Annotated in this window: 12 protein-coding genes and 1 pseudogene; 4 read left to right on the top strand and 9 right to left on the bottom strand. The window is 66.4% G+C overall.

Features of this window, described 5'->3' with window-relative positions:
* Positions 1 to 26 precede the first annotated feature (26 nt).
* The 4 genes from BLS74_RS25360 to uvrA form a co-directional block, all read right to left on the bottom strand.
* Positions 27 to 746 (bottom strand): Crp/Fnr family transcriptional regulator, encoded by a 720-nt coding sequence (locus BLS74_RS25360; RefSeq protein ID WP_093109926.1) that lies wholly within the window; start codon positions 744 to 746, stop codon positions 27 to 29.
* Positions 747 to 801: 55 nt separating this feature from the next.
* Positions 802 to 945, bottom strand: a complete 144-nt coding sequence (locus BLS74_RS34530) for a hypothetical protein (RefSeq protein WP_170855701.1) — start codon at positions 943 to 945, stop codon at positions 802 to 804.
* Between the two features lie 159 nt (positions 946 to 1,104).
* On the bottom strand, positions 1,105 to 1,257 hold the full coding sequence (locus tag BLS74_RS34535; RefSeq protein WP_170855702.1) for a hypothetical protein: 153 nt from the start codon (positions 1,255 to 1,257) through the stop codon (positions 1,105 to 1,107).
* A 16-nt stretch (positions 1,258 to 1,273) separates the two neighbouring features.
* Positions 1,274 to 4,294, bottom strand: coding sequence for an excinuclease ABC subunit UvrA (gene uvrA, locus BLS74_RS25365; protein WP_093110034.1), 3,021 nt, complete (start codon positions 4,292 to 4,294; stop codon positions 1,274 to 1,276).
* Between the two features lie 160 nt (positions 4,295 to 4,454).
* On the opposite strand from uvrA, the gene ssb reads away from it, so the two are divergent.
* The 3 genes from ssb (at position 4,455) to BLS74_RS25380 (ending at position 7,116) form a co-directional block, all read left to right on the top strand.
* Positions 4,455 to 4,967 carry a single-stranded DNA-binding protein gene (ssb, locus tag BLS74_RS25370; protein WP_093109927.1) on the top strand — a complete coding sequence of 171 codons (513 nt, stop codon included), beginning with the start codon at positions 4,455 to 4,457 and terminating at the stop codon, positions 4,965 to 4,967.
* A gap of 574 nt (positions 4,968 to 5,541) precedes the next feature.
* Positions 5,542 to 6,015 carry a DUF7927 domain-containing protein gene (locus BLS74_RS25375; RefSeq protein ID WP_093109928.1) on the top strand — a complete coding sequence of 158 codons (474 nt, stop codon included), beginning with the start codon at positions 5,542 to 5,544 and terminating at the stop codon, positions 6,013 to 6,015.
* 120 nt (positions 6,016 to 6,135) lie between these two features.
* Positions 6,136 to 7,116, top strand: coding sequence for an LLM class flavin-dependent oxidoreductase (locus tag BLS74_RS25380; protein ID WP_093109929.1), 981 nt, complete (start codon positions 6,136 to 6,138; stop codon positions 7,114 to 7,116).
* An 8-nt stretch (positions 7,117 to 7,124) separates the two neighbouring features.
* Here the strand turns inward: BLS74_RS25380 and BLS74_RS25385 are convergent, their stop codons facing one another.
* Both BLS74_RS25385 and BLS74_RS25390 read right to left on the bottom strand, forming a co-directional pair.
* The gene (locus tag BLS74_RS25385) at positions 7,125 to 8,705 is read right to left on the bottom strand and encodes a WS/DGAT/MGAT family O-acyltransferase (RefSeq protein WP_093110035.1); all 1,581 of its coding nucleotides are present in this window, start codon (positions 8,703 to 8,705) and stop codon (positions 7,125 to 7,127) included.
* 14 nt (positions 8,706 to 8,719) lie between these two features.
* Positions 8,720 to 9,733 (bottom strand): Bug family tripartite tricarboxylate transporter substrate binding protein, encoded by a 1,014-nt coding sequence (locus tag BLS74_RS25390; protein WP_093109930.1) that lies wholly within the window; start codon positions 9,731 to 9,733, stop codon positions 8,720 to 8,722.
* 120 nt (positions 9,734 to 9,853) lie between these two features.
* Here BLS74_RS25390 and mnmA point away from each other — a divergent pair, with 120 nt between their 5' ends.
* Complete coding sequence (mnmA, locus tag BLS74_RS25395) at positions 9,854 to 10,963, top strand: tRNA 2-thiouridine(34) synthase MnmA (protein WP_093109931.1); 1,110 nt, start codon at positions 9,854 to 9,856, stop codon at positions 10,961 to 10,963.
* Here the strand turns inward: mnmA and BLS74_RS25400 are convergent.
* From BLS74_RS25400 to BLS74_RS25410, 3 genes and pseudogenes are all read right to left on the bottom strand, one after another.
* Complete coding sequence (locus BLS74_RS25400; RefSeq protein WP_093109932.1) at positions 10,960 to 11,445, bottom strand: NUDIX hydrolase; 486 nt, start codon at positions 11,443 to 11,445, stop codon at positions 10,960 to 10,962. The genes mnmA and BLS74_RS25400 overlap by 4 nt on opposite strands.
* A complete protein-coding gene (locus BLS74_RS25405) occupies positions 11,446 to 11,871 on the bottom strand; it encodes a DUF4019 domain-containing protein (RefSeq protein WP_244503994.1) in 426 nt (141 codons plus the stop codon).
* 43 nt (positions 11,872 to 11,914) lie between these two features.
* Positions 11,915 to 12,644, bottom strand: a pseudogene (locus BLS74_RS25410) (response regulator transcription factor).
* Positions 12,645 to 12,711: the final 67 nt, after the last annotated feature.

Raw genomic sequence — 12,711 nt, forward strand, 5'->3', positions numbered from 1 at the left:
TGCCAGCGCACAGAGCAGCCGCGGGATCAGGCCGCCAAGCGCTCCGGAAGAAGCCGGTCGTACTCCTTCTTGACCACGGCGTAGCATTCGCAAGTGCGCTTCTCCAGTCCCTCGCGGTCCAGCACCGTGATGCGGCCGCGTGCATACCGGATCAACCCTGCCTTCTGCAGCTTGAGGGCGCCCTCGGTCACGCCTTCGCGGCGCACGCCGAGCATGTTGGCGATCAGCTCCTGCGTCATCACGAGCTCGTTGCCTTGCAGGCGATCCAGGCTCAGCAGCAGCCAGCGGCACAGCTGCTGGTCCAGCGAATGGTGGCGGTTGCACACCGCCGTCTGCGCCATCTGCGTGATCAGCGCCTGGGTGTAGCGCAACAGCAGATGCAGCACCGCACCGGCACGGTTGAATTCGTCCTTCATCATCTGCGCCTTCAGCCGCCAACCCTGGCCTGCGCTTTGCACCACGGCGCGGCTGGGCGTGGATTCACCCCCCATGAAGAGGGAGATGCCGACGATGCCCTCGTTGCCGACGACGGCGATCTCGGCCGAGGCGCCGTTCTCCATCACATAGAGCAGCGAAACGATGGCGGTGGTCGGAAAGTACACGTGGCTGAGCGTGCTGCCCGACTCGTAGAGCACCTCCCCGAGCGGCATGTCCACCCACTCCAGTTGCGGCAGCCAGCGCTGCCACTCGGCGTCCGGCAGCATGGCGAGCAGGTGGTTCTTGCGGGGGTCGGGGGGCGTGGCCATTGCGCAGTATGTTCGATATCGCACAAAGCTGCGAGGGCGCCCGAAGCGCGGATTCTCAGGAGGCTTTGATGAAGTGCGCAGGGGCGCTGGCCTCGCTGTCGACGTCTCTGCGGAGGTCCTGATCGAGCACCGGCAGCGTGCCGTCGACGAGCCGTGCTTCGACGATGCTCACCACCCTGCGGTGCACGAGCGTCGGCATCGTGCGGCCGTTCAGGTAGTCACGAACGAGACATTCGGCGGCAAACAGGAAAAGGGCGATGAGATGGCTCCGTGCATCGAGGGCATGCCAGCGTATTCCGAACCTGCCGTTTTTTCAGTGCGATAGCGCACGGATGGGCCGACCGCTGGCGCGCGATCGTCAGGGAAAGAAGTGAGCGACGCCTGCCAGAAACAGAAGCACCAGCAGCATGAGCACGCCGAAGACGATCCAGGCGGCTGCAAATGCCGATGCCTCCGTCTGCAGGTCGTCCGGCTCCTCAGGGCCTGAGTCAGGAGGAGTGATTTGGGTCATCGCCGACTGTAGCCTGTCAGGGCAGCAGCCGCTTCAGATATCGACCGGTATGGCTCGCCTCGTTCGCCGCGATCTCTTCAGGCGTGCCCACGCCCACCACCGTGCCGCCGCCCGCGCCGCCTTCGGGACCCATGTCGATCAACCAGTCGGCGGTCTTGATGACGTCGAGGTTGTGCTCGATCACGACGATGGTGTTGCCGGCGTCGCGCAGCTGGTGCAGCACTTTCAGCAGCAGCTCGATGTCGGCGAAGTGCAGCCCGGTGGTCGGCTCGTCGAGGATGTAGAGCGTGCGGCCGGTGTCGCGCTTGCTGAGTTCGAGCGCGAGCTTCACGCGCTGCGCCTCGCCGCCCGACAGCGTGGTCGCGGCCTGGCCCAGCTTGATGTAGCTCAAGCCGACGTCGAGCAGCGTGCGCAGCTTGCGCTCGATGGTCGGCACGGCCTTCAGGAACTCGTGCGCGGCCTCGACCGTCATGTCGAGGATCTGCGCGATGTTGCGGCCCTTGTACTGCACCTCCAGCGTCTCGCGGTTGTAGCGCTGGCCGTGGCAGACCTCGCAGGGCACGTAGACGTCAGGCAGGAAGTGCATCTCGACCTTGACCACGCCGTCGCCTTGGCAGGCCTCGCAGCGGCCGCCCGCGACGTTGAAGCTGAAGCGCCCGGGCCCGTAGCCGCGCTCGCGTGCGGTGTTGGTCTCGGCCATCAGCTCGCGGATCGGCGTGAAGAGGCCGGTGTAGGTGGCGGGATTGCTGCGCGGCGTGCGGCCGATCGGCGACTGGTCGACGTTGATGACCTTGTCGAAGTACTCGATGCCCTCGACCGCCTCGTGCGCGGCCGGCTCTTCGTGGGCTCGGTAGAGGGTGCGCGCCACGGCGCTGTAGAGCGTGTCGTTGACCAGCGTCGACTTGCCCGAGCCGGAGACGCCGGTCACGCAGGTCAAGAGGCCGACCGGGAAGGCCACGCCCACGTTCTGGAGGTTGTTGCCGGTGGCGCCGATCACGCGGATCTCCTGCAGGTCGGTCTGCGATGCGAGGTGCGCCGCCTCGCGCGCCGCGCGCCGTTCGGCCGCCGGGCTCTGCGGAAAGCGCGAGGCCTTCTTGCCCTCGTTGAAGGCCGGCTTGGCGACCGCCGGCAGCCAGGGCGTGCGGCGCTTGGGCACCGCGATCTTCTTCGCGCCCGACAGGTACTGGCCGGTCAGCGAATCCGGATGGGCCGCGACCTGGGCATAGCTGCCCTGCGCCATCACGCGGCCGCCGTGCACGCCGGCGCCCGGGCCCATGTCGATCACGTGGTCGGCGGCGTGGATCATGTCCTCGTCGTGCTCGACCACGATCACGCTGTTGCCGATGTCGCGCAGATGCCTGAGCGTGCCGATCAGCCTGTCGTTGTCGCGCTGGTGCAGGCCGATGCTGGGCTCGTCGAGCACGTACATCACGCCGGTGAGGCCGGAGCCGATCTGCGAGGCCAGGCGGATGCGCTGCGCCTCACCGCCCGAGAGCGTCTCGGCGCTGCGGTCCAGGCTCAGGTAGTTGAGGCCCACGTCGTTGAGGAACTTGAGGCGCAGCCCGATCTCGCGCACCACCTTGTCGGCGATCTCGGCCTTGGCGCCGCGCAGGTGCAGGCCCTGGAAGTAGGCGAGGCTTTCGCGTAGCGTCGCGCGGCTGATCTCGAAGATCGCCATGCGCCGCGGCTCGGGGCCCGACTCGTCGAGCAGGAACACGCTGCGCGCCTCGCGCCGAAGCCGCGTGCCACCGCAATCGGGGCAGGGCTGCATGTTGCGAAAGCGCGCGAGGTCTTCGCGCACCATCGCCGAATCGGTCTCGCGGTAGCGCCGCGCCATGTTCGGGATCACGCCTTCGAAGGGGTGCTTGCGCACCAACTTCTTGCCGGCCTGCTGGCCGCTGTCCATCACGTAAGAGAACTTGATCTCTTCCTGGGCCGAGCCGTGCAGCACGGCCTGCTGCACCGAGGCGGGCAGCTCTTCGAAGGGCGTGTCGACGTTGACCTTGTAGTGCTTGGCCACGCTCTCCAGCATGCTGAAGTAGTAGCCGTTGCGCCGGTCCCAGCCCTTGATGGCGCCGCTCGCCAGGCTCAGCGACGGAAAGGCGACCACGCGCGCCGGATCGAAGACTTCGCTGTGGCCGAGGCCGTCGCAGCTCGGGCAGGCGCCCACGGGCGAGTTGAAGGAGAACAGGCGCGGTTCGAGTTCGGCCAGCGAGTAGTGGCAGATCGGGCAGGCGAACTTGGCATTGAAGAGGTGCTCTTTGGTGCTGCCGTCCTCGTGCATCTCCAGTGCGATCGCGCGGCCCTCGGCCAGGCGCAGCGCGTTCTCGAAGCTCTCGGCCAGGCGCTGCTGCATGTCGGGCCGCGCGCGCAGCCGGTCGATGACGACGTCGATGTCGTGCTTCTCGGTCTTCTTGAGCTTGGGCAGGTCGTTGTATTCGAAGGTCTCGCCGTTGACGCGGAAACGCACGTAGCCCTGCGCCTGCATCTCGGCGAAGAGCTCGAGGAACTCGCCCTTCTTCTCGCGCGCGACGGGCGCCAGGATCATGAGTCGCGGTTCATCCGGAATCGCGAGCACGGCATCCACCATCTGGCTCACGGTCTGCGCCTGCAGCGGCAGGTCGTGGTCGGGGCAATAGGGCGTGCCGGCGCGCGCATAGAGCAGCCGCAGGTAGTCGTGGATCTCGGTCACCGTGCCCACGGTGGAACGCGGGTTGTGGCTGGTCGCCTTCTGCTCGATGCTGATCGCGGGCGACAGGCCCTCGATCACGTCGACGTCGGGCTTGTCCATCAGCTGCAGGAACTGCCGCGCATAGGCCGACAGGCTCTCGACGTAGCGGCGCTGGCCCTCGGCATAGAGCGTGTCGAAGGCCAGACTCGATTTGCCCGAGCCCGACAGGCCGGTGATCACCACCAGCTTGTTGCGCGGGATGTCGAGGTCGACGTTCTTGAGGTTGTGCGTGCGTGCGCCGCGGATGCTGATGCGCTGCTGCGCGAGCACGGCGCCGAGGTAGGCATCGTCGTTGGGGGAATTCACGGGGCGGTCGGTCTTGGGCAACCGAGCATGATAAGTCCCCGGCGATTTCAGGGCACGCGGCGGGATTCGGCGGACTTTTTCGGCTCCTCGGCCGGCGCGACCGGCTGCGGCACAATCTCCGCTTTCCTCCTCTTCCATCCATTCATCAGGGGCAGTGCATATGGCATCGGTCAACAAAGTCATCCTCGTCGGCAATCTCGGGCGCGATCCGGAAACGCGCACCTTTCCCAGCGGGGACCAGATCTGCAACGTGACCCTCGCCACCACCGACAAGTGGAAAGACAAGCAAAGCGGCGAGATGCGCGAAGCCACCGAGTGGCACCGTCTCGTGTTCAACGGCCGCCTGGCCGAGATCGCCGCCCAGTACCTGCGCAAGGGCTCGCAGATCTACGTCGAGGGCCAGATCCGCACCCGCAAGTACAACGACAAGGACGGCGTCGAAAAATACGCCACCGACATCCGCGTCGACCAGATGCAGATGCTCGGCAGCCGCCAGGGCCAGGGCGGGCCTTCGGGCGGCGACGACGACGGCGGCTACTCGCAGGGTTCGCAAGGCGGCGGCTATTCGCGTCCTCCCGCGGCGGCACCTCGCGCTGCGGCACCGGCACCACGGCAGGCGCCGGCCAAATCCTCGTCGGGCTTCGACGATATGGACGACGATATTCCGTTCTGACGAAATCTTTCAGAGGTCTCAAAAAGAGGCGCAGGGCTTGACGGCCCTGCGCCTTTTTTGTTGCACCTCGATATGCCCATGACGCCGAGCACGAGAGGCGAAGGTCAGCGGTATATCAATTGACTGCGCATTTATTGCGACCAGCAAGTCTTTGGGACAAATCCTGCGGTGCCCAGAACAGTCGTGCAAATCTGTTTTTTCCTGACGGACGGCCTAAACAGACCACATCGCTCGGTTAGTCCGTCCAGCCGGCACTTTCCGTAGAACGACCTCGTTCTCACCTGTCACGCCTCGCTCACCCTCTCACAGGGTATCCAGCAGGTGGATTGCACAAGAAGTGTGAAGTAGGTCGCAAGAACTACTTCTTGGCCTGAGCCAATTTTGATGAATTGTCGCGGCAATTCTGTCGCGCCAACCCTCCCCCGCACCATCCGCACCCGCTGACAAGAGCGCAAAGCGTTGCGTCGCCTGTCAATTATTCCTTTTGGACTTGCTGTCCTTTTTGCAGTCCTGCGGTCCGGGTTTCTCTATTCATGCGTGAGGGAGTTCGGACCTTGAGAAAAGTCCGTCCGTCATGATGAAGCGCAACGCAATTGAGGTTTTCCGCCGCAGCACCCTTTGGTTTCTGTGGATATGGCTTGCCTTTGCCGGTGCCCAAGCGTTTGCGGCGACCACGGCAGTTAATACCGCAACCATTGCGCCGCCGGCGGGGGTGACGGATACGGTAGGCGGTTGCGACTCCGCGACGCCGCCGAACTGCACGGGAAACAAGACCTCGTCCGCCACGATCGATGTGTGGGCGGTGACGGTGAGCAAGAGCGCCAACCCTGCGAGCGGCAGCGCGGTGCTGGCGGGCCAGACGATCACGTACACGGTGACGGCGACGGGAGGGGCGACGACGCAGCCGGTGGTGCTGACGGACACGCTGAGCACGGGCCTGACGTTTGGAACGGTGAGCGCGCGGGGCGCGTTCGTGGCCGTGCTGCCTGCGGGCGGCGTCGTGGTCGTGACGATGCAGTGCACCGTCACGGCAAGCGGTCTCCCATGAACCTGGCTTGATCGAGCTCGCCTAGCAGAGCGGCTGCAAGGCTGCAATGGCCCTTCGCGTTCGCGGGCCCCGCACTTCGGCCCAAGATACCGGCCCTGCTTCGTTCGCTCCGGCCGATCCATGATCCCACTTTCCATCCTCGACCTGTCGCCCATCACCGAGGGCAGCACCGCCGCGCAGTCCTTCCGCAATTCGCTCAGCCTGGCGCAGCATGGCGAGAAGCTTGGCTACCGGCGCTACTGGCTGGCCGAGCACCACGGCATGCCGGGCATCGCGAGCGCCGCGACGGCCGTGCTGCTGGCGTATATCGGCGCCGGCACTTCCACCATCCGCATCGGCGCCGGCGGCGTGATGCTGCCCAACCATTCGCCGCTGGTGATCGCCGAGCAGTTCGGCACGCTCGAGTCGCTCTATCCCGGCCGCATCGATCTCGGTCTCGGCCGCGCACCGGGCTCGGACCAGCGCACCGCGCAGGCGCTGCGGCGCGACCTGCAGTCCGATGCCGACCAGTTTCCGCAGGACGTGGTCGAGCTGATGGATTTCATGTCGAAGGAGCCGAAGCAGCCGGTGCGTGCGGTGCCGGGCATGGGACTCGAAGTGCCGATCTGGATCCTGGGCTCGAGCACCTTCGGTGCGCAGCTTGCGGCTCACCTCGGGCTGCCCTACGCCTTTGCTTCGCATTTCGCGCCGCAGCAGCTGATGCAGGCGATCCGCATCTACCGCGAGACCTTCAAGCCCTCGAAGCAGCTGGACAAGCCTTACGTGATGCTCGGCTTCAACGTGTTCGCGGCCGAGACCGACGAGGAGGCGGTGTTCCGTTCGAGTTCGTGGCAGCAGGCCTTCGTGAACCTGCGCAGCGGGCGGCCGGGGCGCCTGCCGCCGCCGGTCGAGAACTACCGCCAGCGTGTCGGGCCGGCGGAGAACGCCTTGCTCGATTCGGTGCTCTCGTGTTCGGCCGTGGGATCGCGCGAGACGGTGCGCGCCGGCATCGAGGCCTTCGTCGAACGCACGGGGGCGGACGAGCTGATGATCACCTCGCAGGTGTTCGACCACGAGGCCCGGCTGCGGTCCTACGAGATCCTGGCCGAGCTGCGCGAATAGACAAGTCCTCAGTTCAACGCGGCAGCGCGCTTCGCTGCAGCTGCCTTGCGCGGCGCCCGCGTCCCGGCAGCGCGCACCGCCTTCGCAACGACCTTCTTCTTCGGCGCTGCCCGCTTCTTCGCCACTGGCGCAGCAACAGGCGCGGCAACTGGAGCAGCAACAGGCGCAGTCGCCGCCTGCCCCACGATCAGCCCGAAGAGCTTCTTGTGCTCCGCGACCACATAGTCGCCCAGATCGGCGATGTCCGGCACCGCGCGCCGGCAGGCCGTGAGCCCGAACTCGAGCGAGCCGTTGTAGCTCTGCACCGTCATGTTGAGCGCCAGCCCGTGCCCCGGAATCGACACCGGGAAGTAGGTCGCCAGCTTGGCGCCCGCGAAGTAGAGCGGGAACGACGGGCCGGGCACATTGGAGATCGCCACGTTGGCCATCGGCGGCAGCTTGTCCGCGAGGCCGGAGCGGCCGTAGAGCGAGGCCAGGCCCGACATCAGCGATGGCACGCCGAGCGACGGGAAGTCGGTCGGGATCGCGGCCTTCACGTTGCCGGTGAGCTTCTTGCCCTCGCTCGACGATTCGTGGATGGCGGCGAGGCGTTCCAGTGGATCTGAAATGTCGGTGGCCAGGCTGACCAGCATCACCGACACCTGGTTGTTGAGATCGGTGTTGCCCTCGCTGCGCAGCGATACCGGCACGCCGGCCATGAGCGCCTTGGCGGGCTTGCAGCCGTAGTCGGCCAGGTAGCGCTTGAGCGCGCCGGCGCAGATGGCCAGCACGATGTCGTTGAGGCTGGTGTTCGTGGCTTTGGCCATCTGCTTGACCTCGGCCAGCGGCACCGAGCGCCCGGCGAAGGAACGCTGGTTGGTGATCGAGACGTTGAGTGGCGTCCTGGGCGCGGTCTTCAATCCCTTGGGCAGCTCGAAGCTGCGCTTGCCGGTGGTTTCCGAGACCGGCAGCAGCACGCTCGTGATCGCCTTGGCGGTGGCGGGGATCGACTGGATCAGCTTCACGTACTGCTGCACGGTGTTGCTGAGCGCCGCGCTCGCGAGCTCGGCCATGCCCAGCTGCGATGAATCGGGGCGACGGTTGGCGCGCGGCGCCTTCACCGGTGCTGGCGTGGCGGAGATGTCGAACAGCGCCTTGGCCACCGCGACACCGGCCTGCCCGTCGATGGCCGCATGGTGCATCTTGCTGTAGAGCGCGACCTGGCCGGTCTGCAACCCTTCGATGATGTAGATCTCCCAAAGCGGCCGGCTGCGGTCCAGCAGCGTGGAGTGGAGCCGGCCGACCAGCCGCTCGAGCTGTGCCATGGTGCCGGGCCTCGGCATGATCACGTGACGGATGTGGTGGTCGAGATCCAGGTCGTCGTCGTCCACCCACACTGGGTTGGCCAGGTCGAAGGGCATCATCGCGAGCTTGCGCACGAACACCGAAGCCAGGTGCAGCCGGCCGCTCAGGTACTTCTTGGCGTCCTCGGCGAAGTCGCCTTCGTAGCCTGCCGGCAGGTCGATGAGCTGCAGGCTGCCCACGTGCATCGGCGATTCGGGTGTTTCGAGGTGCAGGAACGATGCGTCCATGCCGCTGAGGTGAATCATGACGGGCTCCTTGATCAATCGGGCTTGATGCCGGCCTTGGTGACGATCTCTTTCCAGGTCTTCTGCTGGGCCGAGATGAAGGCGCCGAACTGCTCCGGCGTATCGCCCACGCCCAGGGCCGAATCGTGCGCGAAGCGCTCGGTCACGGGGCCGGTCTTCAGGGCCTTCAGGCTTTCTTCCTGCAGCCGCTTCACGATCGGCGCCGGCGTCGAGGCCGGTGCAAGCAGGCCATACCACTGCGAGGTCTCGAAGCCCTTGTAGCCGCTCTCCGCGATGGTGGGCACGTCGGGCAGGGCGGCGATGCGCTGCGCCGAGCCCACGGCCAGCGCGCGCAGCTTGCCCGACTTGATGAAGGCCGAGACGCTGGGCATGCCGTTCATCGCCACCTGCGTGCGGCCGGCCAGCAGGTCGGTCATCTGCGGGCCACTGCCGCGGTAAGGGATGTGCGTCATGAAGAAGCCGGCCGTGAGCTTCAGGTACTCCATGCTCAGGTGGCCGGCGCTGCCGTTGCCGGCCGACGAGTAGTTGAGCTTGGCCGGGTTGGCCTTGGCGTAGGCGATGAACTCCTTGAAGGTCTTCACTGGCACGTCCGGATGCACCACCAGCACGTTCGGCACCTTGGCCAGCAAGGTCACGGGCACGAAGTCCCGGTTCACGTCGTAGGGCTGGTTCGGCAGCATGTAGGGGTTGACGGCCAGTGTGCCCACATGGCCGAGGATCAGGCTGTAGCCGTCGCCTGGGGCCTTGGCGATCTCCTGCATGGCGATGGTGCCCGCGCCGCCGGGCTTGTTCTCGACGTAGACGCTCTGGCCCAACTGCTTGGTGAGCTCGGCCGCGACCGAGCGCGCCACCACCTCGCTGGAGCCGCCGGGCGCGAAGGGCACCACGAGCCGGATGCTCTTCTGCGGCCAGGCGCCCTGGGCTTGCACGGCGTGGGCGCCGCCCGCGGCGAACAGCGCGAGCGACTGGCAAACCAGCCGGCGCGAGACCGGGGGCGGCCACGCGGGGCCGAGGGGAAGGCGGTTCATGCGTGTCTCCAATTGAGGCAGCCCATTGTGGGAGCCTGCCGCCTCCCTGCGGGCATGGGCCGCTCGGTGATTTCCCGGATGCGGGCACCGGCTTGCCGAGGCTGGGACAATCGCCTCCTCATGGAAAAACAGCGCATCGTGGTGGGCCTGAGCGGCGGAGTGGACTCCGCGGTCACGGCGCACCTGCTCAAGCAGCAGGGCCACGAGGTGGTCGGCATCTTCATGAAGAACTGGGAAGACGATGACGACAGCGAGTACTGCTCGTCGAACATCGACTTCGTCGACGCCGCGAGCGTGGCCGACGTGCTGGGCATCGAGATCGAGCACGTCAACTTCGCGGCCGACTACAAGGACCGCGTGTTCGCCGAGTTCCTGCGCGAATACCAGGCCGGCCGCACGCCCAACCCGGACGTGCTGTGCAATGCCGAGATCAAGTTCAAGGCCTTTCTCGATCATGCGATGCGGCTCGGCGCTTCAATGATCGCCACCGGGCACTACGCGCGGGTGCGCCGCAACGCGGCAAGCGGGCGCTACGAGCTGCTCAAGGGGCTCGATCCGGCCAAGGACCAGAGCTATTTCCTGCATCGCCTGAACCAGCCGCAGCTCTCTAAGACGCTGTTCCCCGTCGGCGAACTGCGCAAGACCGAGGTGCGCCGCATCGCCGACGAGATCGGCCTGCCGAACGCAAAGAAGAAGGACTCGACCGGCATCTGCTTCATCGGCGAGCGGCCTTTCCGTGAGTTCCTCAACCGCTACATCTCCAAGGAGCCGGGCCCGATCCGCGACGAGCGCGGCCGCCAAATCGGCGAGCACCAGGGCCTGAGTTTCTACACGCTGGGCCAGCGGCAGGGACTCGGCATCGGCGGTATCAAGCCCAAGGGAGCGCAGCGCGGGGCGGGGGATCACTCGCCCTGGTTCGTGGCGCGCAAGGACGTAGCGAACAACACGCTGTGGGTGGTGCAGGGCCACGACCATCCATGGCTGCTGTCGCCGGCGCTCGAAGCCGACGATGCGAGCTGGGTCGCGGGCAGCGCGCCGCCCTCGGGCGCCTATGCCGCGAAGTCGCGCTACCGCCAGGCCGATGCGGGTTGCGAGCTGGGGGAAGGCGCCAACGGCGCTTTCCGGCTCGCCTTCGCCGAGCCGCAGTGGGCGGTGACACCGGGGCAGTCGGCGGTGCTCTACGACGGGGATGTGTGCCTTGGTGGCGGGGTGATCGCGCGGGCCGGCTAGATTTGCGACGGTGCGGCGACCGACACGTGGGTGTGGATCAGGTCCAGCGAATAGCGTTGTCCTGCCAGGTAGTCCTCCACGCATTGCAGCAGCAGCGGGCTGCGATGGCGCGCCACGCTCGAACGGATCTCGTCGGCCGTCATCCACAGGGTACGCACGATGCCTTCGTCCAGCGGCCGGCCCGGCTCGAAGGCGCCGAGCGTGCCCGCGAAGGCGAAGCGCATGTAGGTCACGTCTTCGTCGCCGAGGAAGCGCGCCATGTAGATGCCGACGAGGGCGGTCGGCGTGAAGTGGTGGGCCGTTTCTTCCAGCGTCTCGCGCGCGCAGCCCTCGGCCGGCGACTCGCCCGGGTCGAGATGGCCGGCCGGCGTGTTGAGCTTGAGGCCGGCCTTCGTACGCTCTTCGACCAGCAGGAAGCGTCCGTCCTGCTCGATCACCGCGGCGACGGTGACGTTGGGTTTCCAGCGAGCGACCGAGGCCATTCAGCGCAGCACGTAGCCCGAGAAGCGCCAGACGCGGTCGCTGCCCAGTTGAAAGGTCACCAGCTCGCGCACGGTGGTCGTGCTGCTGTTGGCGAAGCGGGTCTCGTACTCGATGTTCACATACTGGCCGGCCAGCTCGGGATCGCCATCGCCGACGACCTGCCGGTTGATCGCGACCCAGGTGCGTTGCTGCGCGGCGCCGAGCGGCGTGCGGGCCTTGGCGACCTGGCTCATGAAGTCGCTGCGGCTGACGCGCTTGCGGGCAGCCGGCGCGGCGCCGTCCCAGAGCTCGCCGGTCTTGTTCTGGTCGATCATCTGGATCGCCTGCAGGCCGCCGCGCACCAGCTCGCTCGGGTCCACCTCCTGCGCGGCCGCGAGGTGCAGCCAGCCGCCGAGCAGCAGGGCCGCGGACAAAAGTCGGGTCATTCGACTCATCATCGTGGTGATGCTCCTTCGATCGGGGACCGGCTCATTCGGACGCGCCCGCCATGGGGTACGGCGACTCGATCCCATTCTGGTCGATGAACTCGAGCCGGTAACCGAGGCCATAGACGGCCGACAGCACGAGGCCGTTGGCGGGGCGCAGGTCCAGCTTCGAGCGCAACCGTGACATGTGCGTGTCGAGCGAGCGCGAAGTGACCGTTGCATCTGCGCCCCCACACGGCCTCGAGCAGGTGCTCGCGCGACAGCAGGCGGCCGATGTTGCGGAACAGGAAGATCGCCAGCGTGTATTCGCGGTGCTTGAGCTTGGTCGCCTGGCCGTGGATCAGCAGGGCGTGCTTGAGTGGGATGAAGCGATAGGGGCCGCAGACAGGTTCCGTTTGGAACAGCGCCGGATAGGTGCGGCGCAAAAGCGCCTGCACCCGCGCCTGGAGTTCGGCCACGCGGATCGGCTTGGCCATGAAGTCGTCGGCGCCGAGCGTCAGCGCCTCGACCATGTCCTCTTCCTTGCGCCGTTTGGCCACGAAGAGGATGGGGAGGCTGCTGCCGAGCTTTTCGCGTATCCATCTGACGACGTTCGACCCGTCGACGTCGGGAAGCCGCCAGTCGAGGATCAGCATGTCGAAGCTTTGCTGGTAGAGGGCACGCTGCAGGGAGCGCCTGTCTTCGAAACCATGACATTCATGCCCGATCACTACCATGGCATGCCGAACCAGTTCGAGCTGGCGCGGCTCGTCGTCGAGCGCTCCAATTCGCATCTTTCATCCCCCTGATTTCTTTCCGTCAAGCCGGCGATCTGTGCGCCGGTCATTCGCGAGGCGCTAC

Source organism: Variovorax sp. CF079, from assembly GCF_900101545.1.
In the GTDB taxonomy this organism is placed as follows: Bacteria; Pseudomonadota; Gammaproteobacteria; order Burkholderiales; family Burkholderiaceae_C; genus Variovorax.